General features: G+C 69.7%; 29 protein-coding genes. 11 read left to right on the top strand and 18 right to left on the bottom strand.

All coding sequences use genetic code 11. The features are described 5' to 3' along the window. Positions 1-27 precede the first annotated feature (27 nt). Positions 28-252 (top strand): hypothetical protein, encoded by a 225-nt coding sequence (locus tag ABD056_RS05610; RefSeq protein WP_343865215.1) that lies wholly within the window; start codon positions 28-30, stop codon positions 250-252. 7 nt (positions 253-259) lie between these two features. Here ABD056_RS05610 and ABD056_RS05605 read toward each other — a convergent pair whose 3' ends face one another. The 5 genes from ABD056_RS05605 to ABD056_RS05585 are packed head-to-tail and all read right to left on the bottom strand — an operon-like array spanning position 260 to position 5,512. Further along, the gene (locus ABD056_RS05605) at positions 260-1,036 is read right to left on the bottom strand and encodes an ABC transporter ATP-binding protein (protein WP_343865213.1); all 777 of its coding nucleotides are present in this window, start codon (positions 1,034-1,036) and stop codon (positions 260-262) included. Beyond that, complete coding sequence (locus ABD056_RS05600) at positions 1,033-1,872, bottom strand: ABC transporter ATP-binding protein (protein WP_343865212.1); 840 nt, start codon at positions 1,870-1,872, stop codon at positions 1,033-1,035. The genes ABD056_RS05605 and ABD056_RS05600 overlap by 4 nt, the downstream gene beginning before the upstream one ends. A gap of 7 nt (positions 1,873-1,879) precedes the next feature. Further along, on the bottom strand, positions 1,880-2,800 hold the full coding sequence (gene nikC / locus ABD056_RS05595) for a nickel transporter permease (RefSeq protein ID WP_343865211.1): 921 nt from the start codon (positions 2,798-2,800) through the stop codon (positions 1,880-1,882). Between the two features lies 1 nt (position 2,801). Then, the gene (locus ABD056_RS05590; RefSeq protein ID WP_343865209.1) at positions 2,802-3,902 is read right to left on the bottom strand and encodes an ABC transporter permease; all 1,101 of its coding nucleotides are present in this window, start codon (positions 3,900-3,902) and stop codon (positions 2,802-2,804) included. 14 nt (positions 3,903-3,916) lie between these two features. Next, a complete protein-coding gene (locus ABD056_RS05585) occupies positions 3,917-5,512 on the bottom strand; it encodes an ABC transporter substrate-binding protein (protein ID WP_343865207.1) in 1,596 nt (531 codons plus the stop codon). Positions 5,513-5,872: 360 nt separating this feature from the next. Here ABD056_RS05585 and ABD056_RS05580 point away from each other — a divergent pair, with 360 nt between their 5' ends. Then, on the top strand, positions 5,873-7,924 hold the full coding sequence (locus ABD056_RS05580; RefSeq protein WP_343865205.1) for a methyl-accepting chemotaxis protein: 2,052 nt from the start codon (positions 5,873-5,875) through the stop codon (positions 7,922-7,924). 75 nt (positions 7,925-7,999) lie between these two features. Here ABD056_RS05580 and ABD056_RS05575 read toward each other — a convergent pair whose 3' ends face one another. After that, positions 8,000-8,404 carry a PIN-like domain-containing protein gene (locus ABD056_RS05575; protein WP_343865204.1) on the bottom strand — a complete coding sequence of 135 codons (405 nt, stop codon included), beginning with the start codon at positions 8,402-8,404 and terminating at the stop codon, positions 8,000-8,002. After that, complete coding sequence (locus ABD056_RS05570; RefSeq protein ID WP_343865202.1) at positions 8,401-9,096, bottom strand: hypothetical protein; 696 nt, start codon at positions 9,094-9,096, stop codon at positions 8,401-8,403. Before ABD056_RS05570 ends, ABD056_RS05575 begins: the two co-directional genes overlap by 4 nt. A 167-nt stretch (positions 9,097-9,263) precedes the next feature. Between ABD056_RS05570 and ABD056_RS05565 the strand changes: the two genes are divergently transcribed. From ABD056_RS05565 to ABD056_RS05550, 4 genes are all read left to right on the top strand, one after another. After that, positions 9,264-10,895, top strand: coding sequence for a GMC family oxidoreductase (locus ABD056_RS05565; RefSeq protein WP_343865201.1), 1,632 nt, complete (start codon positions 9,264-9,266; stop codon positions 10,893-10,895). Between the two features lie 112 nt (positions 10,896-11,007). Beyond that, positions 11,008-11,763 carry a FadR/GntR family transcriptional regulator gene (locus ABD056_RS05560; protein ID WP_343865199.1) on the top strand — a complete coding sequence of 252 codons (756 nt, stop codon included), beginning with the start codon at positions 11,008-11,010 and terminating at the stop codon, positions 11,761-11,763. A 409-nt stretch (positions 11,764-12,172) separates the two neighbouring features. Beyond that, entirely contained in the window at positions 12,173-12,412 is a 240-nt protein-coding gene (locus ABD056_RS05555; protein ID WP_343865197.1) for a hypothetical protein, read from the top strand. A 191-nt stretch (positions 12,413-12,603) separates the two neighbouring features. Then, positions 12,604-13,293, top strand: coding sequence for an extensin-like domain-containing protein (locus ABD056_RS05550; RefSeq protein ID WP_343865195.1), 690 nt, complete (start codon positions 12,604-12,606; stop codon positions 13,291-13,293). 2 nt (positions 13,294-13,295) lie between these two features. Here the strand turns inward: ABD056_RS05550 and ABD056_RS05545 are convergent, their stop codons facing one another. The 10 genes from ABD056_RS05545 to ABD056_RS05500 form a co-directional block, all read right to left on the bottom strand. After that, the gene (locus ABD056_RS05545) at positions 13,296-13,565 is read right to left on the bottom strand and encodes a pilus assembly protein HicB (RefSeq protein WP_343865193.1); all 270 of its coding nucleotides are present in this window, start codon (positions 13,563-13,565) and stop codon (positions 13,296-13,298) included. Continuing rightward, complete coding sequence (locus ABD056_RS05540) at positions 13,562-13,987, bottom strand: putative toxin-antitoxin system toxin component, PIN family (protein ID WP_343865191.1); 426 nt, start codon at positions 13,985-13,987, stop codon at positions 13,562-13,564. The genes ABD056_RS05545 and ABD056_RS05540 overlap by 4 nt, the downstream gene beginning before the upstream one ends. Positions 13,988-14,030: 43 nt before the next feature. Further along, entirely contained in the window at positions 14,031-14,231 is a 201-nt protein-coding gene (locus ABD056_RS05535) for a hypothetical protein (protein ID WP_343865189.1), read from the bottom strand. Between the two features lie 67 nt (positions 14,232-14,298). Next, positions 14,299-15,984, bottom strand: a complete 1,686-nt coding sequence (leuA, locus tag ABD056_RS05530; RefSeq protein WP_343865187.1) for a 2-isopropylmalate synthase — start codon at positions 15,982-15,984, stop codon at positions 14,299-14,301. A 369-nt stretch (positions 15,985-16,353) separates the two neighbouring features. Next, positions 16,354-17,538: a vWA domain-containing protein gene (locus ABD056_RS05525; protein ID WP_343865185.1), complete on the bottom strand. Its 1,185-nt coding sequence runs from the start codon at positions 17,536-17,538 to the stop codon at positions 16,354-16,356. A gap of 66 nt (positions 17,539-17,604) precedes the next feature. Beyond that, complete coding sequence (locus ABD056_RS05520; RefSeq protein ID WP_343865183.1) at positions 17,605-18,207, bottom strand: SEL1-like repeat protein; 603 nt, start codon at positions 18,205-18,207, stop codon at positions 17,605-17,607. A 73-nt stretch (positions 18,208-18,280) separates the two neighbouring features. Continuing rightward, positions 18,281-19,126, bottom strand: a complete 846-nt coding sequence (locus tag ABD056_RS05515) for an AAA family ATPase (protein ID WP_343865181.1) — start codon at positions 19,124-19,126, stop codon at positions 18,281-18,283. A 162-nt stretch (positions 19,127-19,288) separates the two neighbouring features. Further along, positions 19,289-20,080 (bottom strand): DnaJ domain-containing protein, encoded by a 792-nt coding sequence (locus ABD056_RS05510; RefSeq protein WP_343865179.1) that lies wholly within the window; start codon positions 20,078-20,080, stop codon positions 19,289-19,291. 8 nt (positions 20,081-20,088) lie between these two features. Beyond that, positions 20,089-20,832, bottom strand: coding sequence for a VWA domain-containing protein (locus tag ABD056_RS05505; RefSeq protein WP_343865177.1), 744 nt, complete (start codon positions 20,830-20,832; stop codon positions 20,089-20,091). Between the two features lie 71 nt (positions 20,833-20,903). Continuing rightward, positions 20,904-21,575, bottom strand: a complete 672-nt coding sequence (locus ABD056_RS05500) for a trimeric intracellular cation channel family protein (protein ID WP_343865175.1) — start codon at positions 21,573-21,575, stop codon at positions 20,904-20,906. Positions 21,576-21,716: 141 nt separating this feature from the next. Between ABD056_RS05500 and ABD056_RS05495 the strand changes: the two genes are divergently transcribed. The 5 genes from ABD056_RS05495 (at position 21,717) to ABD056_RS05475 (ending at position 26,255) form a co-directional block, all read left to right on the top strand. Beyond that, the gene (locus tag ABD056_RS05495; RefSeq protein WP_343865173.1) at positions 21,717-22,892 is read left to right on the top strand and encodes an ABC transporter substrate-binding protein; all 1,176 of its coding nucleotides are present in this window, start codon (positions 21,717-21,719) and stop codon (positions 22,890-22,892) included. A gap of 61 nt (positions 22,893-22,953) precedes the next feature. Next, complete coding sequence (locus ABD056_RS05490; RefSeq protein WP_343865171.1) at positions 22,954-23,838, top strand: branched-chain amino acid ABC transporter permease; 885 nt, start codon at positions 22,954-22,956, stop codon at positions 23,836-23,838. After that, positions 23,838-24,839: a branched-chain amino acid ABC transporter permease gene (locus tag ABD056_RS05485; protein WP_343865169.1), complete on the top strand. Its 1,002-nt coding sequence runs from the start codon at positions 23,838-23,840 to the stop codon at positions 24,837-24,839. Before ABD056_RS05490 ends, ABD056_RS05485 begins: the two co-directional genes overlap by 1 nt. Beyond that, on the top strand, positions 24,823-25,569 hold the full coding sequence (locus tag ABD056_RS05480) for an ABC transporter ATP-binding protein (protein WP_343865167.1): 747 nt from the start codon (positions 24,823-24,825) through the stop codon (positions 25,567-25,569). Before ABD056_RS05485 ends, ABD056_RS05480 begins: the two co-directional genes overlap by 17 nt. Further along, positions 25,563-26,255 (top strand): ABC transporter ATP-binding protein, encoded by a 693-nt coding sequence (locus ABD056_RS05475; protein WP_343865165.1) that lies wholly within the window; start codon positions 25,563-25,565, stop codon positions 26,253-26,255. Before ABD056_RS05480 ends, ABD056_RS05475 begins: the two co-directional genes overlap by 7 nt. Positions 26,256-26,273: 18 nt before the next feature. Here ABD056_RS05475 and ABD056_RS05470 read toward each other — a convergent pair whose 3' ends face one another. Further along, entirely contained in the window at positions 26,274-26,555 is a 282-nt protein-coding gene (locus tag ABD056_RS05470; protein WP_343865163.1) for a hypothetical protein, read from the bottom strand. Between the last annotated feature and the right edge of the window lie 15 nt (positions 26,556-26,570).

Genomic DNA, 26,570 nt, shown 5'->3' with positions numbered 1-26,570 from the left:
GCCACCTTGCCTGAAGGGATTAGCATCATGATCCGCCCTGCCCTGCCCCTCCGCCTTGCTGCCGCCGGCCTTGCCGCGGCCCTGCTGGCCGGGTGCGCCGGCGCGCCGGGGACGTCCTACGACCCCGCCACCGACCCGATGATCGCCAACGCCCGCCCCGGCTCCATCGTCTACAGCGACAGCTGGAAGCCCGGCTGGTCCTACGACATGGACGACAGCCGCTACTACTATCTGGTGCCGCCGGCCCGTTGACGGGCGCTCACCCCTCCAGCAGCAGCTCCGCCGCCACGGCGCGATCATAGCCCTTGGCGGCGAGCAGCAGCTGGCGGGTGTAGTCCTCGCGCACCTCGCCGCCGCGCAGCTGGTCGACGGTCAGCCGCTCCACCACCGCGCCGTGGCGCATGACGCTCATGCGGTCGCACATGTGGGCAATGACCGCCAGGTTGTGGCTGACCAGGATCATGGTCAGGCCGAGGTCGCGCTTCAGCCGCATCAGCAGGTTGAGGATCTCCGCCTGCACCGAGACGTCGAGGGCGCTGGTCGGCTCGTCCAGCAGCAGCACCCGCGGCTCCAGGATGATGGCGCGGGCGATGGCGACGCGCTGGCGCTGGCCGCCCGACAGCTGGTGCGGGTAGCGGAAGCGGAAGCTGTCGTTCAGCCCGACCTCGCGCAGCGCCCGGCGGATGCGGCCGTCGTGGTCGTCGAAGCCGTGGATCTTCAGCGGCTCGGCCAGGGTGCGGTCGACCGTGTGGCGCGGGTGCAGGCTGCCGTAGGGGTCCTGGAACACCATCTGGACGCGGCGGTGGAACTGCGCCGACCGCCGCCGTCCCAGGCGTTCCCCGGCCACCTCCATGCGCCCGTCCCAGGCGCCGTCCAGCCCGGCCAGGGCGCGCAGCACGGTGGACTTGCCGCTGCCGCTCTCCCCCACCAGCCCGTAGACCTCGCCTTCCTCGACGGTGACGGAGACGCCGCGCACCGCCCGGATGACGTGACGGCCGCTGCGGAAGGTGACGTGCAGGTCGTCGATGACGATCATGCGCCGTCTCCCGTCCAGGCCGGATCGCGGGCCAGCACCGGCAGGTCGCCGCGCGGGCCGTCCAGCACCGGCAGCGCCGCCAGCAGGCCGCGGGTATAGGGGTGGCGGGCGGCGTGCAGGTCGGCGGCGGCGCATTCCTCCATCACCCGGCCGGCGAACATCACCACCACCCGGTCGCAGAAGCTGGCGACCAGGTTGAGGTCGTGGGAAATGAACATCAGCCCCATGCCGGTTTCCCGCACCAGATCGTCCAGGATCGCCAGCACCTGCATCTGCACCGTCACGTCGAGCGCGCTGGTGGGTTCGTCGGCGATGAGCAGGTCGGGGCCGAGGGCGACCATCATGGCGATCATCACCCGCTGGCCCATGCCGCCCGACAGTTCGTGCGGGTGGGCGTCGTAGACCCGCTCGGGATCGTGGATGCGCACCCGCGCCAGCGCCTCCAGCGCCTTGGCCCGCGCCGCCCGGCGGCCAAGCGCCGGGTCGGCGGTGCGGAAGGCTTCCGTCAGTTGACGGCCGATGGTCATGACCGGGTTGAGCGAATACTTCGGGTCCTGCAGCACCATGCCGATGCGGCGGCCGCGCAGGCGGCGCATCTCCGCCTCCGGCAGGGTGAGCAGGTCGGTGCCGTCGAAGCTCAGGCGGTCGGCCGTCACCACGCCGGGCGGGCGGATCAGGCGCAGCACGGCACGGCCGGTCATGGACTTGCCGGAGCCGGACTCGCCGACGATGCCCACCCGCTCGCCGCGTGCCACCCGCAGGGACAGGCCGCGCACGGCATGGACGGTGCCGGTATCGGTGTGGAAGTCGACGCGCAGGTTGTCGATGTGGAGCATGGCGGCCTCAGTTCCCGCTCTTGGGGTCGAGCACGTCGCGCAGGCCGTCGCCGAGCAGGTTGAAGCCCAGCGACACGACGAAGATCGCCACCCCCGGCACCGTCGCCACCCACCACTGGTCGAGCATGAACTTGCGGCCCGACGCGACCATGGCGCCCCACTCCGGGCTCGGCGGCTGGGCGCCAAGGCCGAGGAAGCCGAGGCCGGCGGCGGTGAGGATGATGCCGGCCATGTCGAGCGTCACCCGCACGATCACCGACGACGTGCACAGCGGCGCCACCTGCCGCACGATGATGCGCAGCGACGACGCCCCCTGCAGCCGGGCGGCGGCGATGAAGTCGCTGCGGCGGATGGTCAGTGTCTCCGCCCGCGCCATGCGGGCATAGGGGGGCCAGGTGGTGATGGCGATGGCGATGACGGCGTTCTCGATCCCCGGCCCCAGCGCCGCCACCAGCGCCAGCGCCAGGATCAGGCGTGGAAAGGCCAGGAAGACGTCGGTAATGCGCATCAGCACCGTGTCCACCCAGCCGCCGAAATAGCCGGAGACGGTGCCGACGACCAGCCCCACCGGGGCGACGATGATCGCCACCAGGATGACGATGGTCAGGGTGATGCGGGCGCCGTAGAGCAGGCGGGACAGGATGTCGCGCCCCAGCTCGTCGGTGCCGAGCAGGTAGCCCTCGGTGCCCGGCGGCACCAGGCGCATGCTCAGGTCCTGGGCGTAGGGGGAATGGGGCGCCAGCCACGGCCCGATCAGCGCCACCAGCAGCAGCGTGACGATGATGGCGAGGCCGGTGACAGCCAGCGGGTTGCGGCGGAAATGCAGCCAGCCGCGGAAGGCACGGCCGCACCACGCCTGCCGGCGGGAGGCCGGCGCCTCGTCCAGCAGCCAGGCGCGCAAGGTGGGGGGCGGCGAGGAAACGGTCATGTCAGCGCGCCCTCGGGTCCAGCTTGCGGTAAAGAAGGTCGGACAGCAGGTTGAGGCCGATGAACACGCAGCCCACCACCACCGTGCCGCCCAGCACCGCATTCATGTCGGCATTGAGCAGGGAATTGGTGATGTAGAAGCCGAGCCCCGGCCACGAGAACACGATTTCCGTCAGCACCGACCCTTCCAGCAGCGTGCCGTAGGACAGGGCGATCACCGTCACCAGCGGCACCCAGGCATTGCCGAGGGCGTGGCGCCAGATCACCGTGCGCTCCGGCAGGCCCTTCACGCGGGCGGTGGTGATGTACTCCTGCCGCAGCTGCTCCAGCATGAAGCTGCGCGTCATGCGGCTGATGTAGGCGAGGCTGAAGTAGCCGAGGATGGAGGCCGGCAGCACGATGTGCGACACCGCGTTGCGAAACACGTCCCACTCCCCGGCAATGGCGGAATCGAGCAGGATCACGCCGGTATAGGTCGGCACCAGGCCTTCATAGTAGAGGTCGATGCGCCCCGGCCCGGCCACCAGGTCGAGCTTGGCGTAAAGGATCAGCAGCCCCATGAGGCCGAGCCAGAACACCGGCACCGAATAGCCCATCAGCCCGATGACGCGGATCACATGGTCGATCCAGGTGCCGCGCCGCACGGCGGCGATGACGCCGGCGGGAATGCCGACGATGATGCCGATGATGGTCGCCACCGTCGCCAGTTCCAGCGTCGCCGGGAACACCCGCCGCACGTCCGTCAGCACCGGGTTGGACGTCAGCACCGAGGTGCCGAAGTCACCGCGCACGGCATTCCAGACGTAATGGCCGAACTGCTGCCACAGCGGCAGGTTCAGCCCCAATTCCTCGCGCATCCGCTCGTAGGTGTCGGCGCTGGCGCGGTCGCCCACCGCGGCCAGAACCGGGTCGATGGGCACCACCCGGCCGATGAAGAAGGTGACGGCGAGCAGGCCGAGGAAGGTGACCGCCACGCTGATGAGCAGCCGCAGGCCGCTCGCCGCCCATTGCGGGGTGGCGGTGAGGGCGCCGCGGCGGCGCCCTCCCGTCCCCGGGATCTGAGGCGCGGGGATCTGCGCCTCGGGTTTGCTGTCTGGAGTCATGCCGGGGTCTGTCGTCACTCTTTGCTGATGTTGCGGTAGTAGACGACGTCGAAGTTGGGCCCGACCTCGAAGCCGGAGACGCCCTTGCGCTCCGCCACCACGGCGATGTCCTGGAACATGATGACGAAGGGCGACGCCTTCTGGTGCTCGCGCTGCATCTCTTCATACAGGGCGCTGCGCCGGGCGGTGTCGCTTTCCGCCAGCGCCTCGTCGGTGCGGCGGGTGAGGTCGGGGATGTCCCAGGCGTTACGCCAGGCCAGCAGCTTGAAGTCGCTGTCGTCGGCGTTGTTGGGGTTCCAGGCGAAGCCCTGGGCGTTGGAGTGCGGGTCCAGGTAATCCGGCGCCCAGCGGCCGATGTAGATGTCGTGCTGGCGGGCGCGGTACTTGGTCAGTGTCTGCTTGTTGTCGCCGGGGATGATCTCCAGGTCGATGCCGGCCTTGGCCCACATGGCCTGGATGGCCTGCGCCACATCCGCCGTCGGATAGGTGTTGCGCACGTCCATGGTGACCTTGAAGCCGTCGCCGACGCCCGCTTCGGCCAGCAGCGCCTTGGCCTTGTCCAGGTCGTAGCGGTAGGGCTTGTCCTCGATGTCGCCCAGGAACCCGGCCGGCAGGAAGGACTGGTGCTGCACCTTGGTGCCGCGCAGGATGTTGGTCTCGATGCTGTCGTAGTCGATCAGCCACTTCAGCGCCTCGGCCACCTGCGGCTTGGCCAGCTGCTCGTTCTTCTGGTTGAGGCCGAGGTAGTAAATGGCGCCCTGCGGCACCTTGCGCAGGCCGATGTCGGCATTCTTCGCCAGCTGGTCGATGTCGTCGGGGCCGAGGTTGCGGGCGATGTCCGCATCCCCCTTCTCCAGCAGCAGGCGCTGCGGCGCGCTTTCCGGGATGTGGCGCAGGGCGACGCGCTTCATCTTGGCCGGGCCGCGCCAGTAGCCGTCGAAGCGGTCGAGCATGACCAGTTCGTTCGGCTTCCAGGTGTTCAGCTTGAAGGGGCCGGAGCCGGCGGCATTGGTCTTCAGCCAGCCGTTGCCGAAGTCGCCGTCCTTCTCGTGCTGCATCACCGTCTGGCGGTCGAGCACCGAACTGACCCACGAACCGAGGCAGTTGAGCACGAAGGATTCGGCATAGGGCTTGTCGGTCTCGAACACCAGGGTGCGGGCGTCGGTGGCGCGCACCTTCTGGTCCACATTGTCCGCCGTCAGGCCGAACTCGCTCAGGATGAAGGCGGGGCCCTTGTTCAGCTTCACCACCCGCTGCAGCGACCAGGCGGCATCCTCGGCGGTGACCGGGTTGCCGGAGTGGAAGGTCATGCCGTCGCGGATCTTGAACGTGAAGGTCTTGCCGTCGTCAGAGACGCTCCAGCTTTCGGCGATGCCGCCCTGGATGTCGTCGGTGTTGTCGATGTTGTAGAAAACCAGCCGGTCATAAAGGTTGGCGGCCAGCTCGGCGCCGGAAAACTCGTAGGCCTCGGCGGGATCGAGGGTGATCAGCTCGTCGAGCTGCCAGACGATGACGGCCATGTCCTTGGGCGTGGCGGCGTTCACGGCAACGGTGCCGAACGCGGTGGTCAGCGCGACCACGGCCGCGGCGCAGACGGTGCGAAGCTTCATGATTTTTTGTGCCTCCCTGCGGATGCGATGCCGCATGGCGATTATTTTGAACACCAGGATCATGGGGGAGGCCGACTCCGGCGGTCAAGGATCACGCAGGGCGTGCATACGGTCGGATGATACGGATCGCTACGATCAGCGGCCTCCGCCGTATCATCCGCCCGCCCCCGCCCCATCCGGCGATAGCGCCCGAAACCGCTGCAAACCGCGCTGCCGCAGGCAGGGGCGTAACCATTCACCGACACGCATGTACCTATTTCCTGCTCCGCCCGCAAAAATCCCTCTATCCGAATAGGTAAGACCTGTGGATAAAGTCGGACTCGTCCGAAAGGAGTTGCGACAGCGAGGGGAGAGGCTGAGATGGGATTCCTGAACACCTTGCGCGGGGCCATTCTGGTTCCGGTGCTGACGGCAACCGTGGTCAGCCTGGCGTTGCTGATCGGTTTCGCCGCCGTCCTGCAGCGCAATGATGCCGAGATGCTCGACAGCGCCATCATGCGCGAAACCGCCGAGCGTGCCGCCCGCAGCTTCGACGGCTTCGTCATGCGCGCCGCCGCCATCGCCGAGGGCAACGCCGCCACGGTGGCCTCCGCCATCGACGCCGGCACCTGGGACCGCGCCGACAACGCCGTCAGCCTGGCCGGCCAGCTGGCGGTCCACAAGCACCTGACGGGCATCTACATCGGCTTCGAGCCCAATGCCGACGGGCGGGACGCGCAGCACACCAGCGACGGCCTCGGCACCGAGGGCGAGGGTCGCTACCTGCTCTATGCCGCCCGCGCCGCCGACGGCTCGGTGGTGCTGGAGCCGGTGCCCATGACCGGCGACGCGGCGGAGGAGTTCTGGTACCGCCAGCCCATGCGCGAGCGGCGCACCGTCATCACCCCGCCCTACGAGTTCCAGGTGGCCGGCCGCACCGTGCTCATGACCACCATCAGCGCCCCCATCGTGCTGAAAAGCGGCAAGGTCATCGGCATCGCCACCAGCGACATCGCGCTCGACATCATCGCCGGCGAGCTGTCGGCGCTGAAGCCGTTCGAGGTCGGCACGGTCGGGCTGGTCAGCCACGACGGCACCTGGGTCGCCCACCCGCAGGCCTCGCGCATCGGCACCCAGGCCGGCGCCGAGGACCGGCCGCTGCTGCAGGCCGCCGCCAGCGGCGGCAACTGGATCGGCGAGCGCGGCAGCAATCTGGCCGCCAGCGCCGGCTCCGACCTGGGCGCCATCCGCGAGCGCTGGACGGTGATCGCCGAGGCGCCGCTGGACGTGGTCTATGCCCCCGCCCGCCGCACCACCTGGCTGCTGCTGGCGGCCGGCGCGGCCACCATGGCGGTGCTGGTGGTGGTGGGGCTGTGGATCGCCCGCCGCATCAGCCGCCCGGTGGTCGCCATGACCGCCACCGTCGGCCGCCTCGCCGCCGGCGACCTGGACGCGCCGGTGCCGCCCGCCAGCCGCATCGGCGAGGTGGACGCCATCGGCATCGCCATGACCGACTTCAAGGACAAGCTGCGCGCCGCCGAGGAACAGCGCCGCGAGCGCGAACAGCGCCAGAAGGCGGACCTGGAGCGCGCCGCCATGCTGCGCCGCCTGACCGAGACCTTCGATCTGGAAGTGGGCGAGATGGTCACCGGCCTCGCCTCCGTCGCCACCGAGCTGGAGGCGACGGCCCAGTCCATGAGCAGCATTTCCGAACAGACCGCCCGCCAGGCGGAAGCGGTGGCCTCGGCCTCCCACAATGCCGAAGCCAGTGTCGAGAGCATGGCCTCGGCGGCGGAGGAACTGTCGGCCTCCATCGCCGAGATCGCCCGCCATGTGTCCTCCTCCTCCTCCGTCGCCAGCGAGGCGAGCCAGCGCGCCACCTCCGCCCGCGATCTGGTCGGCGGGCTGTCGTCGGCGGCCGGGCGCATCGGCGAGGTGGTGAACCTCATCAACGACATCGCCAGCCAGACCAACCTGCTGGCGCTGAACGCCACCATCGAAGCGGCGCGCGCCGGCGACATGGGCAAGGGCTTCGCGGTCGTCGCCAACGAGGTGAAGAGCCTCGCCAACCAGACCGCCCGCGCCACCGACGAAATCGCCGGGCAGATCAAGGAAGTGCAGCAGGCGGTGGAGGAAACCGTCAGCGCCATGGACTCGATCTCCACCATCATCGAGGAAATCAACACCCTCAGCACTACGGTTGCGGCGGCGGTGGAGGAACAGTCCGCCGCCACCCACGAAATCGCCCGCAACGCCCAGTCCGTCGCCGGCGACACCAGCGAGGTGGTCAGCCACATCGGCGGCGTCAGTAACGGCGCGGCCGAAACCCTGAAGGCCGCCAAGGCGGTGCTGGACGAAGCCGAGTCCATGGCCAGCCGCGCCGACGGCCTGCGCCGCAAGGTGGACGACTTCCTGGCCGCCGTGACGGCGTAAGGGAGGGGGGAGGACGACTTGAGCAACAGGCCCCGCCGGTGCGCACTGGCGGGGCCTGTTGGTAAGGACTGAGACTCAGCGGGAGAACTGGCGGAAGCGGGCGCCCTTGCCTGCGGGGATCTCCAGCATGCTGCCCGGCGCCGTGATCTCGGCCGCCGTGACCATTCGCGGCCACCACAGCAGCAGGTGCCCGGCCTTCGTCACCGTGTTCATCTTGCGCCAGCCGGGCGCCAGGAAGAAGCCAAGCAGGTTGGCCTGTCGCCAAGCCATCCGTTCGCTCTGCACCTTGCGGATCCGGTGATCGTCCGACAACACCGCCCAGCCGCCGTCGGCGCCGAGGGCACTAATCCAGTCCACATCCGACGTGCTTTGGGGAAACATATGGCGGAGTGCGACGACACGATGCCCCTCCGGCTCCACAAGGACGTTCAGTGCGTCAGCAAGCCGAGGCGGCAGGCAGTTGTCCACGAAGAGCTTCACGGCTCGTCCGCCTGCCCTTCCTGGAACCGCACGGCGGCCCGGACCGCCGCCTCGGGAACATCATAAAGCCGTGCCACCAAGGGCAGCGACCCCTCTGCCGCCACCGCATCGGCCAGAACGACGGTCGGCACCCCACCCGCATCCACGATGGGCTGACCGAACGCCCTGGCCGGATCAAGAACGACATGGCGCCCGTGCCCGAGCGGCCACCACCGCACTGCCCCTTCATCATCCATGTCGAGATCGCGAAAGCTCGGTTTCACGACGCTGTGGAACAGGTGTTGACGGCGCGCGACGTCCAGCAGGAGGGGTTCCTCGGCATCCCCCGTGATCTCGACAAAGATACGGCGACCGTCCGTACGGAAGCGTGCGGAAGAAAACGGACGCTCATCGCCAATCAGGTCACGGGCCTGCTGCAGGGCGCGCCGGATGGTTACCAAACCGATCCCCTGTGCAACCAAGGCACCGATCACCCGCACCTCCGCCAGATCGCGGAACCCAAGATTGATGTCGTGGTCGAAGGGGGGAATCTGGGGCCGCCACAGAGGCTCCGAGCGGTGTTCAGCGCCGTCGCGGAGATACCGGTAGCCGCCAAGCCACCGCCGGATGCGGGGCGCGGACACGCCGGTCAGCCGTGCAACCTCTGGAACGCTGTATAAGCCGATCCCAAGGTAGGCAAGGCGGTTGGACATAGCAGCCCCATTCCAGGCGAAGATAAATGTGATGGTTCGTTGTACATCGGGATTCGCGCGGCGTCAGCAACTGCCGCTCCCCCTTCCCCCGCCGCCCTGCCTCCCCTAAACTTGCATACAAACGACCTCGCGAATGGGTCCACCGTGGTCAGGGAGGAACGGCCGTCATGCAGCATCTGGGCAGCTTCGACTTCGTCATCGTCGGCGCCGGCAGCGCCGGGTGCGTGCTCGCCAACCGGCTGAGCAAGGAGGGGCGCCACTCCGTGCTGCTGCTGGAGGCGGGCGGCAAGGACGATTACATCTGGATCCACGTGCCGGTCGGCTACCTCTACTGCATGGGCAACCCGCGCACCGACTGGGGCTTCAGGACCGAGGCCGAGCCGGGCCTTGCCGGGCGGGCGCTCAACTACCCGCGCGGCAAGGTGCTGGGCGGCTGTTCGTCCATCAACGGCATGATCTACATGCGCGGCCAGAGCGCCGACTACGATCACTGGCGGCAGCTGGGCAATCCCGGCTGGGGGTGGGACGACGTGCTGCCCTACTTCAAGAAGAGCCAGGACCAGGCCGCCTGCGCCATCGGCGATCACCATGCCGAAGGCGGCGAGTGGCGGGTGGAGAAGCAGCGCCTGCGCTGGGACATCCTCGACGCCTTCAAGGAAGCCGCCATGCAGTACGGCATCCCCGGCTGCGACGACTTCAACACCGGCGACAACCAGGGTGTCGGCTACTTCCACGTCAACCAGCGCGGCGGCTGGCGGGTGAACACCTCCAAGGCCTTCCTGCGCCCGGCCCTCGGCCGCCCCAACCTGCGCGTCGTCACCAAGGCGCATGCCAAGCGCCTGCGCATCGTCGACGGCCGCGTCACCGGCGTCGAGGTCTCGGTGGACGGCCAGGACGCCTTCGCCGAAGCCGCCGGGGAGGTCATCCTGGCCTCGGGCGCCATCGGCAGCCCGCAGATCCTGCAGCTGTCCGGCGTCGGCCCGGGCGCCCTGCTGCAGGAACACGGCATCCCGGTGGTGCTGGAGCGCGACGGCGTCGGCGCCAACCTGCAGGACCATCTGCAGGTGCGCTGCGCCTACAAGGTCCAGGGCGTCGAGACCCTGAACGAGCGCGCCGGCAGCCTGCTCGGCAAGCTCGGCATCGGCCTTGAGTACGTGCTGTTCCGCCGCGGCCCCATGTCCATGGCGCCGTCGCAGCTGGGCGCCTTCGTGAAGTCCGACCCGGCGCTGGCGACGCCCGACCTGGAATACCACGTCCAGCCGCTGACCCTGGAGGCCTTCGGCCAGCCGCTGCACCCCTTCCCCGCCTTCACCGCCAGCGTCTGCAACCTGCGCCCGGAAAGCCGCGGCTGGGTGAGCATCAACAGCCCCGATCCCTTCGCCGCGCCGTCCATCCGCCCCAACTACCTGTCCACCGACGGCGACCGGCTGGTGGCGGCGCGGTCGGTGCAGATCACCCGGCAGATCGTGCGGCAGCCGGCGCTCGCACGCTTCAAGCCGGAGGAGTTCAAGCCCGGCCCCAACTACCAGACCGACGAGGAACTGTGGCGCGGCGCCGGCGAGATCGCCACCACCATCTTCCATCCCGTCGGCACCTGCCGCATGGGCGCTGACGAGGCCGCCGTGGTGGACCCGCGCCTGCGGGTGAAGGGGCTGGCCGGCCTGCGGGTGGTGGATGCCTCCATCATGCCGACCATCACCTCGGGCAACACCAACTCGCCGGTCATCATGATCGCCGAGAAAGCCTCCGACATGATCCTGGAGGACGCCCGCACCGGCACCGCCGCCCGGGTAGCATGACGGCGGGTGCGGCGACTCGCTTGTGGTCGGCGGGCGGCGGCAGTATTCTCGGCCGCTCGCGGAGAAACGGGGCAGAGTCCCCGTCTCTGGCGAGGGAGAGGAACGGCAGGACATGACCCAGACCTTTGCGCGCCTTGAGGTTTCCCCCGCCTACAAGGTGGTGTACGAGGCCATCGAGAAGGAAATCCTCAGCGGCCGCCTGAAGGAAGGCGACCAGCTGCCGACCGAAACCGCCCTGGCGGAGCAGTTCGGCGTCAACCGCTCGACGGTGCGCGAGGGCATCCGCCTGCTGGAACAGTCCGGCCTGGTGCGGCGCGAGGCCGGCCGCCGCCTGCACGTCAACCTGCCGCATTACACCGAACTGGCGCCGCGCGTCTCCCGCGCCATGGTCATGCAGCGCGTCACCTTCCGCGAGCTGTGGGAAGTGTGCATGGTGCTGGAGCCCCATGCCGCCATCGACGCCTGCCAGCGCGCGTCGGAAGCGGAGCTGGAGGCGCTGTCGCGCAACCTGTGGGAAATGAAGGCGGCGCTGGATGCCGGCACGCCGCTGACCCAGCTGGACGTGGAGTTCCACGCCCTGGTGGCGGAGATGACCGGCAACAAGGCCCTGCTGCTGGCGCGCGAGCCGATCTCGCTGCTGTTCTACCCCGCCGTGAAGGTGCTGTTCGAGCAGCCGGAAACCAGCGCCGTCGCCGGCCGGCGGGTGGTGCAGGCGCACCAGTACATCGTCGACGCCCTGAAGGCCCGCGACGTGGAAACGGCCCGCCTGTGGATGTACAAGCACATGGTCGACTTCAAGCGCGGCTATGACGTCTGCGGCCTGGACATCGACGCCGTGGTCGAGCGCATGCCGGCCGGCCGCGCCTGATCCGGCGGCACAGCGGCGGCGCCGGTCGCCGCTCGGACTTTAGCATCAGATATACGCTCCTTTGGTCGCACTGCCTTACCCCGTCGGAGCCGGCGGGGCGGGCGGCGGCTGCTGTAGACTGGCTGTCCTGGTGAGGCCTTCGCGGGCCGCACCGCGGCATGCCCCTGTCTGCGCGGGCGCATCGGGCCGGCGGCAGGCGGCGCCGTCGGATGCCTCCCCCCGGAACCCCGGCGCAGGTGGGCGGGCCCCCGACCGCCCGTCGGCCGGGGGCTCTGCCGCGTGCGGAGGATCGGCGGCGTGATCGGAAGACGTGCACGCCGCCCCGAAGAGTGCGCCCGCCGGCCGCGACGGCCCGCCCGTTCAGCCGTTGAACGCTTTGCCGTTCAAGCCATTGCAAAGGAGTTCATTCATGCGCGTGCTTTTCTCCGTCGCCACCGTTGCCCTGCTGGCCGCCTGCGCCAATGCCGGCGACGCCGACCGCACCACCATCGGCACCAGCCATCAGCAGATCGGTGAATCCAGCGCCGCCGCGGCCCAGGCCGCCACCCGCGCCGCCGCCGCCGCCGAGCGTGCCGAGGCCGCCGCCGTGCGGACGGAGCAGATCGTCAACCAGATGGAACAGGGCTACCGCCAGGGCCTGCGGAAGTAAGCCCGCCGCCTGAAACCCGGTGCGGCGCCCCGCCGGTGCCGCACCGGCCCTTCCCCGCCGACCGCCGGCTGCGCCCCTGCCCCGCCCCCTCGCGCAGCCGTGACGAAGCGCCCGCTCCGGCACAGGCGTTGCCTTACCAGCACCATGGTTCTGTCGTACTGGTGCGGTGATGGCTGCCTGACCCGGACCGGATGACCCGCTTTCTCTTCCGCGCCGTCCTGCTTGTCGCCGTCGGGCTTGGCCTGGCGGTGTGGCGGGGCGACCTGGTGGTGCCCGACCGCTGGAACCCCTGGGCACCGCTGGACGTGACGGCGGAGCCCGATTTCCTCACCCCGTTCCGGCTCGGCCGGCTGCAGCGCGACGGCGACCTCTGCCGCGCCGCCCTCGCCACCAGTGACCTTGCCTGGACACCCCTGCCCGACCGCCCCTCCGACGTCGGCTGCGGCCTGACCGACGCGGTGCGCCTCACCGACGCCGGCCCCGACTTCGGCGAACCGCTGACCGCCACCTGCCGCCTGGCCGTCGCCTGGGCGCTGTTCGAGCGGCACGAGCTGCAGCCGGCGGCCCGCGCCGAGATGGGGGCGGAGGTGACGCGGGTCGGCCACTACGGCACCCACGTCTGCCGCAATATCGCCGGCTCCGCCCGCCGCAGCGAGCATGCGACGGCCAACGCCCTCGACATCGCCAGCCTGACCCTCGCCGACGGCCGCACCGTCAGCGTCCGCCAGCACTGGGACGACGACGGGGCGCGGGGCCGCTTCCTCCGCCGCGTGCGCGACGGCGCCTGCCGTTACTTCGACGTGGTGCTCGGCCCCGACTACAACGCCGCCCACGCCGACCACTTCCACGTCGACATGGGCCGCTTCAGCACCTGCCGGTAGGCTCAGCAGGACGGCGCCGGGCCGCCCTCCAGGTCGTCCCCAGGTGCGGGCGGGACGTCGGGCGCGCTGTCCAGCAACCGGAGAAACTCCTCCGGCCCGGCACCGGTGGGGCGGCGGGCAAAGAACTCCTCCGTCGCCGTCATCACGCCCACCTTCTCGGCCACTGCAACGGCGATGAACTGATTCAGCGACACACCATCCTGCGCCGCCAGCCGTTTCGCCGCGTCCTTGATCGAGGCAGGCAGCTTCAGCGGGTAGGTTCCCTTGCTCATGAGCACATCCTCCTCATCAGCGCCCCAGGCGTCATCACGGACAGCCCGAACCTGTCGCACGCGGGGCAGAAATCGCGCAGGTTATGAGTCACTAATACCGCAGCCCCACCGTTCACCGCAGCTTCAAGAACGAGTTCGTCACCCGGATCTTTCAACTGCGGCCGCCAGGAGAAGTTCACCGTCACCGGTTCCACAAAAGCCTTCATGCCATCGAGAAAGCGGTCGACAGTCGCTTCATCCCAGCCCGTCAGCGCGAGAAGCTGGGGCCGCTTCAGAACACCTTCATACTCGACAAAGAGAGCGACCGTAGCCAGCGGCACCAGCTCTCGCTCAGCCACCCGGCGCAGGATGGCATTGCTCGCGCCCCGCCGGCTGCGGAGGGCGGCAACAAGAACGTTCGTATCGAGCACCACGCGAAGCATGGCTGAATTTATGACATCCCATGCGATATCTCAACGCCCCGCCCTACTCCCCCAGCACCGCCGTGAAGGCGCGGTCGCCGAAGCGGCGGCGGAGGAAGTCCTCCGCCGTGGTCTCGGCGGCGATCTTGTGCAGGACGGCGGTCACCGCGAACTGTTCCAGGGTCATCTGACGATCCGCCGCCAAGTCCTGGGCAGCCGTCATCATCCAGTCCGGCAGGCGGACCGTCACGCTGTTGCTGTTCATGTCGGATGTCTCTCCGGGAGAGGGTGGAGCGGCCGCGCCGCAGCCGGCGGCGGCCGCTCCCCCTGACTTACTTCGCGGCTTCGCCGCGGTTGATGGCGCTCAACACCGCCTTCAGCGAGGCGACCACGATGTTGCGGTCCATGCCGGCGCCCCAGCGGCTGCGGCCGGCGGCGTCGGTGACGCAGACGTAGGCGGCGGCCTGGGCATCGGAGCCGCGGCCGATGGCGTGCTCGCTATAGTCCTCCACCTTCACCCGCACGCCGCAGGCGCGGCCGAGGGCGTCGACCAGGGCGTCGATGGGGCCGGCGCCCTGCCCTTCGATGGACTTGCCGGCGCCGTTGTCGAGGATGCGCGCCGTTAGCGCCCGCTTGCCGCCTTCGCCCTCGCCCAGCGGCACGGTGCGGTGCTCGATGAAGCCGAAGCGGCCGCCTTCGGCCAGATAGGCTTCCTGGAAGGCGCGCCAGATGAGGTCGGGCGTCTGCTCCTCGCCGGTGCGGTCGGCCATCTGCTGCACGACCTTGGCGAATTCCACCTGCATGCCGCGCGGGATCTTGAGGTCGAAGTCGCGCTCCAGCACATGCGCCACGCCGCCCTTGCCCGACTGGCTGTTGACGCGGATGACCGCTTCATAGGTGCGGCCGATGTCGGCCGGGTCGATGGGCAGGTAGGGCACTTCCCACACCGGCTGATTGCTGGCGCGCATGGCCTTCAGGCCCTTGTTGATGGCGTCCTGGTGGCTGCCCGAGAACGCCGTGAACACCAGTTCGCCGGCCCACGGGTGGCGCGGGTGAACCGGCATGCGGTTGCACTCTTCCGCGATCTCGACGATGCGCTTCATGTCGGAGAAGTCGATGCCGGGGTCGACGCCCTGGCTGAACAGGTTCATGCCCAGCGTCACCAGATCGACGTTGCCGGTGCGCTCGCCATTGCCGAACAGGGTGCCCTCGACGCGATCGGCGCCGGCCATGACCGCCAGTTCGGCGGCGGCGACGGCGCAGCCGCGGTCGTTATGCGGGTGGACCGAGATGATGGCGCAGTCGCGGTTGGGCAGGTGGCGGCAGAACCATTCCACCTGATCGGCGTGGACGTTGGGCGACGACATCTCGACGGTGGCCGGCAGGTTCAGGATGACGCGGCGCTGCGGCGTCGGCTGCCACACCTCCATCACCGCCTTGCAGATGTCGACGGCGAAGTCCAGTTCGGTGCCGGTGAAGCTTTCCGGCGAGTATTCGTGCACGATGTCGGCGCCGCGGGCGCGGGCGGCCTCGGCGTGGGTGTGGACCAGGCGGGCGCCCTTCACCGCCAGGTCGATGATGCCCTGGCGGTCCATGCCGAACACCACGCGGCGCTGCAGCTCGCTGGTGGAGTTGTAGAGGTGGACGATGGCGCGCGGCGCCCCTTCGATGGCCTCGAAGGTGCGGGCGATCAGGTCTTCGCGCGCCTGGGTCAGCACCTGGATGGTGACGTCGGCGGGGATGCGGCCCTCGTCGATGAGCAGGCGCAGGAAGTCGAAATCGGTCTGCGAGGCGGCGGGGAAGCCGACCTCGATCTCCTTGAAGCCCATCTCCACCAGCAGGGTGAACATCTTCAGCTTGCGGTCGGGGCCCATGGGCTCCACCAGCGCCTGGTTGCCGTCGCGGAGATCGACGGCGCACCACATGGGCGGCTTGCTGATGGTGTTGTTCGGCCACGTGCGGTCGGTCAGGGTTACCGGCTGGAACGGGCGGTACTTGGTGGTGGGATCGACCTTCATCGTCTTGTCTCGCGTCTCTTCGGCGGTGCGAACGGAATGGGTGGAGAAAGCGGCTTCAGCCGTCGGTGCGCCGCAGGCGGTCAGGACCGACGGCCGCAGGTAAGTCGCAGCAGCGCCAGAAGTCGCGCGACGATATACGGCGCGACGTAGACGGAAACGGCGGTGGGACTGTGGCTGGTCATGGCGGCGGCGCTCTGCCCTATGGTGACTGCGAAACGACGGATGCCGGCGTCACCTGCGGGGTGCGCCGGATCAGATAAGTCGCAGTAGGACGAGGTCGCGAATCTGTGCCATGCCTTATGGGTAAGGAATGTTCGCCGCCGCGTCAACCCCGGAAACGGCATGACCGGCCGCGACGCCGGGCCGCGGCTAGCGGTTCAGCGCCTGCATGGCGCCGTCCAGCCCTTCCAGGGTCAGCGGGAACATGCGGCCTTCCATCAGCTGCCGCACCATCTGGGTCGACTGGGTGAACTGCCAGTACCGCTGTTCCGTCGGGTTCAGCCACACCGCATGGGGCCAGGTGGCGAGCATGCGGCGCAGCCACACCTCGCCGGCTTCCTCGTTCCAGTGCTCCACCGACCCGCCGGGATAGACGATCTCGTAGGGGCTCATGGCGGCGTCGCCGACGAAGATCAGCTTGTAGTCGCTGCCGTAAGTGTGCAGCACGTCCCAGGTCGGGATGCGGTCGGCATGGCGGCGGCTGTTGTCGCGCCATACGTATTCGTACACGCAGTTATGGAAGTAGTAGTATTCCAGGTGCTTGAACTCGGTCCGCACCGCCGAGAACAGTTCCGCGCAGGTGCGGACGTGGTCGTCCATGGACCCGCCGATATCCAGGAACAGCAGCACCTTCACCGTGTTGTGCCGTTCCGGCACCATCTGGATGTCCAGCATGCCGCCGTGATGGGCGGTGGAGCGGATGGTGCCATCGAGGTCCAGCTCCGTCGCCGCCCCCTCGCGGGCGAAGCGGCGCAGGCGGCGCAGGGCGACCTTGATGTTGCGGGTGCCCAGCTCGATGGTGTCGTCGAGGTTGCGGAACTCCCGCTTGTCCCACACCTTCACCGCCCGCCGGTGGCGGCTTTCGTGCTGGCCGATGCGGATGCCTTCGGGGTTGTAGCCGTAGGCGCCGAAAGGGCTGGTGCCGGCGGTGCCGATCCACTTGTTGCCGCCCTGGTGGCGGCCCTTCTGCTCGGCGAGGCGCTGCTTCAGCGTCTCCATCAGCTTGTCCCAGCCGCCGAGCGACTGGATCTTCTGCTTCTCCTCGTCGGTGAGGAACTTTTCCGCCAGCTTGCGCAGCCATTCGTCGGGGATCTGGGCCAGCAGGGCGTCGGGGTCGGTGGCCTGCTCCAGCCCCTTGAAGACGGTGCCGAACACCCGGTCGAAGCGGTCCAGGTGGCGTTCGTCCTTCACCAGCGCCGCCCGCGACAGGTAATAGAAGTCCTCGACGGAGAAATGGGCGCAGCCTTTCTCCACCGCCTCCAGCAGCGTCAGGTATTCCGTGAGGCTGACCGGCACGCCGGCCTCGCGCAGGGCGTAGAACAGCTTGACGAACATGGGCCTCCGGTCGGGTCGGGCGGGTCGGGTCGGGTCGGGCGCGGGAAGACGGGGGACGCGGCGGCGTCAGAACGGCAGCCGGGCGGCCTGCTGTTCCGTCACCGACATGGACTTGTAGACGGCGATGGCGTTTTCCCGCGCGTTGGGCACGCCCAGCTGGTGGGCGCGAGCATAGAGGCGGAACGCCGCCGGCAGGTCGCGGGCGACGCCGGAGCCGTTGGCGCGCATCCACGCCAGCAGTTCCACCGCCTCCGGCCGGCCTTCGGACGACAGCCGCTCCACTTCCGACACATGGGCCGGTTCCGCCCCGTTGCGGGCGACGGCGGCCACCACCTCGGCCCAGCTGGGCGGCGGCGGCGGCGGCTCGATCTCGTAGACCACCTGCGGCGGCTCGAACCCCGGCGGCGGCGGCGGCGGTTCCGGCGCCGGGCCGAGCAGGGTGAGACCGGCGCGGTTGGTGACGAACTGCGGCAGGCGGCCGGAATTCTCGGTCAGCAGGCTGTCGCGGAACATGCCGTCCAGGGTGGGGGCGAGGATGGCCTCGCGCTCCTGCACCGGCGGCGGCTCGGCCTTGGGGCGCTGGGGCTTGGCGTCCGCCGCCAGGGCAGCCGCCGGCAGCAGCGCCAGCCCGACGAGCGCCGCGGTGAGTCCCGTAAACCAGGATCGCATGATCGTGCCTGTCATGACCCGAACACCCCGTCGATCCCCTCGATCCGACCCCTCGCCCGATTGCCGATGACCGTCAGCGCCCCTCGCGCCGGGCCAGGAACGCCAGGCGTTCCAGCAGGTGAACGTCCTGCTCGCTCTTCAGCAGCGCGCCGTGCAGCGGCGGCAGCATGGTCTTGACGTCCTTGGCCCGCAGCGCCTCGGCCGGCATGTCGTCGGCCATCAACAGCTTGAGCCAGTCCAGCAACTCGCTGGTGGACGGCTTCTTCTTCAGCCCCGGCACCTCGCGCAGGTCGTAGAACAGGTTCAGCGCCTCGCGCACCAGGGCGCCCTTGATGTCCGGGTAATGCACGTCGACGATGCGCTGCATGGTCTCGGCATCAGGGAAGCGGATGTAGTGGAAGAAACAGCGGCGCAGGAAGGCGTCCGGCAGTTCCTTCTCGTTGTTGGAGGTGATGAGGATGATCGGCCGGGTCGCCGCCTTCACCGTCTCGCCCGTTTCGTGGACGTAGAATTCCATGCGGTCGAGTTCCTGCAGCAGGTCGTTCGGGAACTCGATGTCGGCCTTGTCGATCTCGTCGATCAGCAGCACGCAGCCGCCGTCGCGGGTGAAGCCTTCCCACAGCTTGCCGGGGCGGATGTAGTTGCGGATGTCGTGCACCCGCTCGTCCCCCAGTTGCGAATCGCGCAGGCGCGAGACGGCGTCGTATTCATAAAGGCCGTGCTGGGCCTTGGTGGTGGACTTGATGTGCCACGACACCAGCGGCAGGCCGAGCGCCGCCGCCACCTCCTGCGCCAGCACGGTCTTGCCGGTGCCGGGCTCACCCTTCACCAGCAGCGGGCGCTGCAGCGTCACGGCGGCGTTGACCGCCACCATCAGGTCTTCGGTGGCGACGTAATTCTCGGTTCCGGTAAACTTCATCGGTCGGCCTGACAGTCTCTACCAGAGGGATGATGATAGGCGACGAAGGTTGCGCAATCGTTGACGCGAGGAAACACCGCGGCGACTTTTTGTTTTAACGAGTCGACACGGCGATTGCGAGTCTTCCGCGGCTGCGAAAGACCCTGATTTGCGGCGGGAAATTCAATCCCCCAGCAGCACGCGGCGGGCCTCGTTCAGCTTGGCCGCCATCCAGGCGGAGCCGCCGTGGTCGGGATGCATCTGGCGCATGAGGCGGCGGTAGGCGGCCTTGATGGCATCGGCATCCGCCCCCTCCTCCAGGCCGAGCACCTTGAGCGCGTCGGCGCGGGTCATGGGGCCGGAGTCGCCGGCCGCCGGCGGGGCGTCCTGCCCGGCCGCACCGCCGGCGGCGCGCCAGTCAGGGTCGGCGCGGTCGAGCCAGGCTTCATAGAGGCGCAGCGAGTCGGCATCGCCCTGCACCTGCCGCCACAGGTCCAGCCGTTCCTCCGCCGTCAGGGTGGCGAGGTCGCGGCCGAGGTAGGGGCCCTGCAGCACGCGGCCGGTCATGGCGCCGCTGTCGTGCTCCAGCGTCATGGACAGCCACGCCGTCATCACGTCGGAGCGCTGGCCGGCGGCACGGCCGGACCCGCCGCCGGGCATGCCGAAGCCGAATCCGCCGCCAGGGGAGGAAAAGCCGCCCGGCCCGCCGAACAGGCCGGTGCGGCGCAGCACGTGGCCGAGCAGCACCAGCCGCAGCAGCCGCATGACCCAGGGGGCGAGGCCGGCCAGCAGCGCCAGCGCCCAGCCGAGGCGGCCGGTGACCGCCAGCGCCACCACCGCCAGCAGCGCCAGCACCAGGGCGCCGCGCTTCAGCCCGCGGACGACGTCGCGCGGGGCGGCATTGACGTACCATTGCCCGATGAGCATGTAGGCGACCAGCAGGCCGACCCCGAGAACCAGCGCCCCCAGCAGCATGGCGGCCGTCAGCCTCCCATCTGGTGGGTCAGCTGCAGGACGCTGCGGCTGCCGGAGCGGCGGCCGTAGTCCACCAGCGCCCGGCGGCCGCCGGCGGCGAACACCGCCACCGCCGACAGCAGGTCGTGCAGGTCCTTGGGGCTGGAGGCGTCGAAGCGGCAGCAGGCGCCGCCGGACAGCCGCGCCGCCTGCTGGAAGACGCCGAAGGCGGCCATGTCCGGCCCTTCGTGGAACAGGAAGGCGGGCAATCCGTTCAGCCCCATCTCGCCGGCCAGATGGCAGATCTCGTCGGGGTTTTCCTCCACCGCGTCGCCGACGAACACCAGCGCCGCCACCTTGCGCTCGCGCGTCTGGTTGAGGGCGTGGCGCAGCACGCGGGCGATCTGGGTGTGGCCGCCGATGCAGCCCACCTTGCTCATGCGGCGCAGCAGGTCGGCGCCGTCGCTAAGCCAGGGGGTGGCCTTGAACTCGCCGAAGCCGCGGTAGAAGGCGACCTGCATCTCCAGCCCGCCGAGGCCGGCGGCGACGGAGAACATCTCCATCTGCAGGCGGCTGGCCTGGGCCCAGGTGGGTTGCCGGCTGGCGGTGGCATCAAGGGCGAACAGCAGGCGGCCGCGCTGGCCCGCCTGAACCTGCGGCGCCGGCGTTGCCGCCACCTTGCGCAGAAAGGCGTCCACGCCCGATCCGGTGGGGCGCGGCGTCGGTGTTCCGGTGGCGCGCGGCGCCGGGGTCTGTGTGTCGTCTGACGTCATGGCTCCAGCCTGGCCCGATTGCTCCCGCTCACATAGGGACATGGACCGGCCGGTTCCACCGTTGCCGCTGCTCAGGGGCGCCATTTCGGCGGTCCGTCCAGCGGCTTGTCGGGGCGGCGGTAGTGCGGCAGCGACCAGCCGCGCAGGATCGCCAGCGCCCGCACCACGAAGGTGATGCCGAAGGCGGCCATGGCCCGCACCTCGCGCGGGACCTCCAGTTCGGTCATCACCACCAGGGCGGCGGCGCCGATGAAGGCGGCGGTGGCATAGATCTCCTTGCGCAGCATGAGCGGGCTTTCGCCGCACAGGATGTCGCGGATCAGGCCGCCGAAGGCCGCCGTCATGATGCCCATGGTGATGGCGACCGAAGGCGGCGCGCCGGCCTCCAGCGCCTTCTGGGTGCCGGTGACGGTGAACAGCGCCATGCCGACGGCATCGGCCCACACCAGCGCCTTGTAGCGGCTGTCGAGCAGGCGGGCGAGCCAGAACACCGGCAGAGAGGCGACGATGCAGGCCACCAGGTAATGCGGCTTCGCCACCCAGAACACCGGCAGCCCCAGCACCAGGTCGCGCAGGGTGCCGCCGCCGACGGCGGTCGCCACACCCAGCACCATGAAGCCGAAGGGGTCCATCTCCTTGCGCGCCGCCGTCAGCGCACCGGAGAGGGCGAAGACGGCGACGCCCAGCACCTCCAGCACGGCGATGAAGCCCTGCAGGGCGACGACGGAAGGGATCTCGGTCATGGCGGCGGCTCGGCGGTGGGCGGGAGGGAGGCGGGAGACAGCGAGCATGCCTGCGGCGGCGGCGGAACGGAAATCGTTTTCGCCGCGCCCGCCGCATCAGGTACAACAGGACGCTGAACAGAACAGGGGAGCCTTCCGTCGATGCCCATGAAGTCCGCCGCCGCTGCGGCCGCCGCCGCCGCCCTTCTGCTCGCCACCGCCGCCGCCGCCCAGGCGGCCGATCCGGTGAAGGTGGGTATGGTCACCACCCTGTCCACCGGCGCCGGTTACCTCGGCGACCACGTCCGCAAGGGCTTCGAGCTGGCGCTGGAACAGGCCGGCGTCGCCGACCGCGTGACCCTGCTGGTGGAGGACGACGGCCTCGACCCCGGCACCGCCACCCAGCTGACCGAGCGCATGGTGGAGCGCGACGGCGTGAAGATCATGACCGGCGCCATCTTCTCCAACGTCGCCATGGCGACCATCCCCAAGCTGGTGCGCAACTACGACATCCTTTACGTCAGCCCCAACGCCGGGCCGGCGCCGCTGGCCGGCAAGGGCTGCCATCCGCGCTACTTCAACACCGCCTACCAGAACGACAACTTCGCCGAGGTGATGGGCAAGTACGCCAACGAGCAGAACCTGAAGCGGGTCTACCTGATGGCGCCCAACTACCAGGCCGGCAAGGATTCCATCGGCGGCTTCAAGCGCTTCTTCAAGGGCGAGGTGGTGGGCGAGGTCTACACCAAGCTGAACCAGACCGACTACGCCGCCGAAATCGCCGAACTGCGCGCCGCCAACCCCGACGCGGTGTACTTCTTCTATCCCGGCGGCATGGGCATCAACTTCATGAAGCAGTTCGCCCAGGCCGGCCTCGCCGACAAGGTGGTGGCGCTCGGCCCGGCGTTCTCCTTCGACGACACGCTGCTGGATGCGGTGGGCGATGCCGCCATCGGCTTCTTCAACGGCTCCCAGTGGTCGCCGGACCTGGACGTGGCCGCCAACAAGACCTTCGTCGACGGCTACAAGGCCAAGTTCAGCGAATACCCGACGCTCTACGCCGCCCAGGGCTACGACACGGCGCAGGCCATCGTCGCCGCCCTGCAGAAGACCGACTGGTCGACCGCCGACATGGATGCCCTGGCCGCCGCCATGAAGCAGGCCGATTTCCCCTCGGTGCGCGGCGAGTTCGCCTTCGGCAACAACAACCACCCGATCCAGGACATCTATGTCCGCGAGGTGTTCAAGGACGACACCGGCAACGTCACCAACCGCATCGCGACCAAGGGCTTCGACAACCACGTCGACGCCTACGCCGCCGAATGCGAGATGAAGTGATGCGGCCCGGCGGCCGGCGCGGGGACAGTCCGCTCCCGCCGGCCGCCGGTCGGTGAGAGCCATGCTGCTTTTCCTCGAACAGCTTCTGAACGGCGTGCAGCTGTCGGTGACGCTGCTGCTGATGGCGTCGGGCCTGACGCTGGTGTTCGGCATCATGAACCTGCTGAACCTGGCGCACGGATCGCTGTTCATGGTCGGCGCCTATGTCGCCGCCTGGACCACCGGCGTCAGCGGCTCGTGGCTGCTCGGGCTGGTGGCCGGGGCGGCCGCGGCCTTCGTCACCGGCATCGTCATCGAGCTGGTGGTGATGCGCCGTCTCTATGCCCGCGATCACCTGGACCAGGTGCTGGCCACCTTCGGGCTGATCCTGTTCTTCAACGAACTGGTGCGCCTGCTGTGGGGCATCCGCCCCATGCGGCTGGACGTGCCGGAGGCGCTGGGCGGCTTCGTCGAGATCGTGCCCGGCGCCCCCTATCCGCTCTACCGCCTGGCGGTGATCGCCGCCGGGGCGGCCGTCATGCTGGCGCTGGCGTGGCTGGTGCAGGGCACGCGGGTCGGCATGCGCATCCGCGCCGGGTCGGTGGACCGCGAGATGATCGGCGCCCTCGGCGTCGACATCGGCCGGCTGTACACGCTGGTCTTCGCGCTGGGCGCCCTGCTGGCGGGGCTGGCCGGCGTGCTGGCGGGGCCGTTCCTCGCCATCCAGTCGGGCATGGGCGAGCCCATCCTCATCCTCGCCTTCGTCGTGGTGGTGATCGGCGGCATCGGCTCGCTGAAGGGGGCGGTTGCCGGCTCGCTGCTGGTCGGCATCACCGACACCCTCGGCCGCGTCTACCTGCCGAAGATCACCGATGCCGGGCCGGCGCTGTCGTCCATGCTCATCTTCCTGGTCATGGCGGTGGTGCTGGCGGTGTTCCCCACCGGCCTCTACGGGCGGAAAAGCTGATGCCGCCGCTGCTGCGTGATGCCCTGCCCTTCCTGGTGCTGGCGGTGGCGCCGGTGGTGGCGACGCTGGCCGGGGCCGACTGGCTGGTGCCGGTGTTCACCCGCATGGTGGTCTTCGCCCTGGCGGCCATGGCGCTGGACTTCATCCTCGGCGTCGGCGGCATGGTGAGCCTCGGCCACGCCGCCTTCTTCGCCGTCGGCGGCTATGTGGTCGGCATCGGCTCGCAGCATGTGGCCGAGTCCACCCCGACGCCCTTCGGCCTGCCGGGATGGGACGACCTGCTCATCAGCCTGCCGCTGGCCTTCACGGTCGGCGTGCTGATCGCCCTGCCGTTCGGCTGGGTGTCGCTGCGCACCCGCGGCGCCTACTTCATCATGATCACCCTGGCGCTGGCCCAGATGGTCTATTACGGGCTGGTGGGGCTGACGTCCTACGGCGGCGACGACGGCATCTCCATGTGGTGGGGCCGCAACACCGTGGCCGGCGCCGCCCTGCCCAACCGCCTTGCCCTGCACTTCCTCTGCCTCGGCCTGCTGGTGGCGGCCTTCGTCGTGCTGAAGCGCCTGTGCGCCGCCCCCTTCGGCCGGGTGCTCGACGGCGCCCGCCAGAACGAGGCCCGCATGCGGGCGCTGGGCTACCGTCCGCTGCCCTACCAGATCGGCGCCTTCGCCCTGTCGGGCGGCATCGTGGCGGTGGCCGGCGCGCTGATGGCCAACGTCGACGAGTTCGTCTCCCCCGGCATGGGCCACTGGACCATCTCCGGCGAGCTGCTGGTGATCGTCATCCTGGGCGGCATCGGCAGCCTGTCGGGCGCCGTGTGGGGGGCGGTGGTGCTGCTCGGCCTGGAGGAAGGGCTGAAGGAGATCACCGAGCACTGGCCCATCCTGCTCGGCCCGCTGCTGGTGGTGATCGTGCTGTTCGCCCGCGGCGGCCTGACCGGCCTGCTCGACCGCCTGGGCAGCCGCCGCACGCAGGGAGGCGACGATGCTGGAGGCGCGTGACCTGCGCAAGAGCTTCGGCGCCCTGGTCGCCACCGACGGCCTGTCGCTGATGGTGGAACACGGCCGCATCCACGCCCTCATCGGCCCCAACGGCGCCGGAAAGTCGACGGCGCTGGCGCAGCTCGGCGGCTCGCTGCGGCCGGACGAGGGCGACATCCGCCTCGACGGCCGCAGCATCACGGCGGTGGACGAGGCCGGGCGGGCGCGGCTCGGCATCGCCCGCTCGTTCCAGATCTCCGCCCTGTTCCCGGAGATGACGGCGCTGGAAAGCGTCATGATGGCGGTGCAGGCGACGCGGCCGCACCACGCCCGCTTCTGGCGCCCGGCCCGCAGCGACAGCGGGCTGGTGGAGCCGGCCCGCGCCGCCCTCTACAACCTCGGCATCGGCCACCTCGCCCGCACCCGCGCCGGCGAACTGGCGCACGGCCAGCGGCGGCTGCTGGAGATGGCCATGGCGCTGGCCGGCAAGCCGCGCGTGCTGCTGCTGGACGAGCCCATGGCCGGCCTCGGCTTCACCGAGACGCGCAACCTGATGGCGGTGATCGCGGCGCTGAAGCCGAAGATGGCGATCCTGCTGGTCGAGCACGACATGGACGTGGTGTTCAAGCTGGCCGACGTGGTGACCGTGCTGGTGGACGGCGCCGTCATCGCCAGCGGCCCGCCCGCCGCCATCCGCGACGATGCGGCGGTGCGCCGCGCCTACCTCAGCGAGGGGGACGACGCATGCTGATCGAAGCCCTCGGCCTGTGCGCCGGCTATGGCGACGCCCGCGTGCTGCACGGCATCGACCTCGCCGTGGCGGAAGGCGAGATCGTCGCCCTGCTCGGCCGCAACGGCATGGGCAAGACCACCACCATCAAGGCGCTGATGGGCATGCTGCCGGCCACCGCCGGCGAGGTGCGCATGGGCGGCCGCGACGTCACCCCCCTGCCCGCCCACGCCCGCGCCCGCCTCGGCCTCGGGCTGGTGCCGGAGGGGCGGCGGGTGTTCCCCAACCTGACGGTGGCGGAAAACCTGCGCGCCACCGCCGTGCCGGGCGGCCGCTGGAGCCTCGCCGACGTCTACGCCCTGTTCCCGCGACTGGCGGAGCGCATGGGCAACTTCGGCAACCAGCTGTCGGGCGGCGAGCAGCAGATGCTGGCCATCGGCCGCGCCCTGCTGACCAACCCGCGGGTGCTGATCCTGGACGAAGCGACGGAAGGGCTGGCACCGGTCATCCGCCGGGAAATCTGGGCGACGCTGGCGCGGCTGAAGGCGGAGGGACAGGCCATCCTGCTGGCCGACAGCCGCCTGCAGGCGGTGCTGGCGCTGGCCGACCGGGCGGTCGTGCTGACCAAGGGCGAAGTCGCCTGGGCCGGCACCACCGCCGCCCTGCAGGCCAACCCGGACCTGCAACGGCGGCACCTGGCGGTGTAGGGCGGCCGGCCGCCGCCCCTACTCCGCCACCAGCCCGAGCGGGGCGCCGAAGGCGCGCACGCGGGCATCCAGCGCCAGCAGGCGCTCGGCGATGCGGCAGGCGGGGTCGGCGGACGGATGGGCGGCGCGGGCGCGGCCGACGTAGAAGCGGGCGACGTCGATGCTGCCGAGGGCGGCGGCGGTGGCGGCCATCTCCAGGTTCATGGCCACACCCATGGCCAGGGCCGGTCCGGCCTCGGCCTCCAGGGCCTGCCGTGTCCGCGCGATGTCTTCCGCCAGCTCGCCATAGTGCCGCTTCATGCCCCGTCCCTGTTG

The organism is Caenispirillum bisanense, assembly GCF_039523075.1.
Lineage (GTDB): Bacteria > Pseudomonadota > Alphaproteobacteria > Rhodospirillales > Rhodospirillaceae > Caenispirillum > Caenispirillum bisanense.
This window is presented reverse-complemented; position numbering and strand designations above follow the sequence as displayed.

Excerpts from the sequence above, each read along its gene's own strand:
- ABD056_RS05605 (WP_343865213.1), bottom strand. The coding sequence starts at position 1,036 with ATGATCGTCATCGACGACCTGCACGTCACCTTCCGCAGCGGCCGTCAC.
- ABD056_RS05570 (WP_343865202.1), bottom strand. The coding sequence starts at position 9,096 with ATGTCCAACCGCCTTGCCTACCTTGGGATCGGCTTATACAGCGTTCCA.
- ABD056_RS05540 (WP_343865191.1), bottom strand. The coding sequence starts at position 13,987 with ATGCTTCGCGTGGTGCTCGATACGAACGTTCTTGTTGCCGCCCTCCGC.
- leuA (WP_343865187.1), bottom strand. The coding sequence starts at position 15,984 with ATGAAGGTCGATCCCACCACCAAGTACCGCCCGTTCCAGCCGGTAACC.
- ABD056_RS05515 (WP_343865181.1), bottom strand. The coding sequence starts at position 19,126 with ATGAAGTTTACCGGAACCGAGAATTACGTCGCCACCGAAGACCTGATG.
- ABD056_RS05590 (WP_343865209.1), bottom strand. The coding sequence starts at position 3,902 with ATGACTCCAGACAGCAAACCCGAGGCGCAGATCCCCGCGCCTCAGATC.
- ABD056_RS05485 (WP_343865169.1), top strand. The coding sequence starts at position 23,838 with ATGCCGCCGCTGCTGCGTGATGCCCTGCCCTTCCTGGTGCTGGCGGTG.
- ABD056_RS05535 (WP_343865189.1), bottom strand. The coding sequence starts at position 14,231 with ATGAACAGCAACAGCGTGACGGTCCGCCTGCCGGACTGGATGATGACG.
- ABD056_RS05545 (WP_343865193.1), bottom strand. The coding sequence starts at position 13,565 with ATGAGCAAGGGAACCTACCCGCTGAAGCTGCCTGCCTCGATCAAGGAC.
- ABD056_RS05495 (WP_343865173.1), top strand. The coding sequence starts at position 21,717 with ATGCCCATGAAGTCCGCCGCCGCTGCGGCCGCCGCCGCCGCCCTTCTG.
- nikC (WP_343865211.1), bottom strand. The coding sequence starts at position 2,800 with ATGACCGTTTCCTCGCCGCCCCCCACCTTGCGCGCCTGGCTGCTGGAC.
- ABD056_RS05520 (WP_343865183.1), bottom strand. The coding sequence starts at position 18,207 with ATGCGATCCTGGTTTACGGGACTCACCGCGGCGCTCGTCGGGCTGGCG.
- ABD056_RS05550 (WP_343865195.1), top strand. The coding sequence starts at position 12,604 with ATGACCCGCTTTCTCTTCCGCGCCGTCCTGCTTGTCGCCGTCGGGCTT.
- ABD056_RS05525 (WP_343865185.1), bottom strand. The coding sequence starts at position 17,538 with ATGTTCGTCAAGCTGTTCTACGCCCTGCGCGAGGCCGGCGTGCCGGTC.
- ABD056_RS05475 (WP_343865165.1), top strand. The coding sequence starts at position 25,563 with ATGCTGATCGAAGCCCTCGGCCTGTGCGCCGGCTATGGCGACGCCCGC.
- ABD056_RS05560 (WP_343865199.1), top strand. The coding sequence starts at position 11,008 with ATGACCCAGACCTTTGCGCGCCTTGAGGTTTCCCCCGCCTACAAGGTG.
- ABD056_RS05555 (WP_343865197.1), top strand. The coding sequence starts at position 12,173 with ATGCGCGTGCTTTTCTCCGTCGCCACCGTTGCCCTGCTGGCCGCCTGC.
- ABD056_RS05600 (WP_343865212.1), bottom strand. The coding sequence starts at position 1,872 with ATGCTCCACATCGACAACCTGCGCGTCGACTTCCACACCGATACCGGC.
- ABD056_RS05565 (WP_343865201.1), top strand. The coding sequence starts at position 9,264 with ATGCAGCATCTGGGCAGCTTCGACTTCGTCATCGTCGGCGCCGGCAGC.
- ABD056_RS05585 (WP_343865207.1), bottom strand. The coding sequence starts at position 5,512 with ATGAAGCTTCGCACCGTCTGCGCCGCGGCCGTGGTCGCGCTGACCACC.
- ABD056_RS05500 (WP_343865175.1), bottom strand. The coding sequence starts at position 21,575 with ATGACCGAGATCCCTTCCGTCGTCGCCCTGCAGGGCTTCATCGCCGTG.
- ABD056_RS05490 (WP_343865171.1), top strand. The coding sequence starts at position 22,954 with ATGCTGCTTTTCCTCGAACAGCTTCTGAACGGCGTGCAGCTGTCGGTG.
- ABD056_RS05580 (WP_343865205.1), top strand. The coding sequence starts at position 5,873 with ATGGGATTCCTGAACACCTTGCGCGGGGCCATTCTGGTTCCGGTGCTG.
- ABD056_RS05610 (WP_343865215.1), top strand. The coding sequence starts at position 28 with ATGATCCGCCCTGCCCTGCCCCTCCGCCTTGCTGCCGCCGGCCTTGCC.
- ABD056_RS05480 (WP_343865167.1), top strand. The coding sequence starts at position 24,823 with ATGCTGGAGGCGCGTGACCTGCGCAAGAGCTTCGGCGCCCTGGTCGCC.
- ABD056_RS05505 (WP_343865177.1), bottom strand. The coding sequence starts at position 20,832 with ATGACGTCAGACGACACACAGACCCCGGCGCCGCGCGCCACCGGAACA.
- ABD056_RS05470 (WP_343865163.1), bottom strand. The coding sequence starts at position 26,555 with ATGAAGCGGCACTATGGCGAGCTGGCGGAAGACATCGCGCGGACACGG.
- ABD056_RS05510 (WP_343865179.1), bottom strand. The coding sequence starts at position 20,080 with ATGCTGCTGGGGGCGCTGGTTCTCGGGGTCGGCCTGCTGGTCGCCTAC.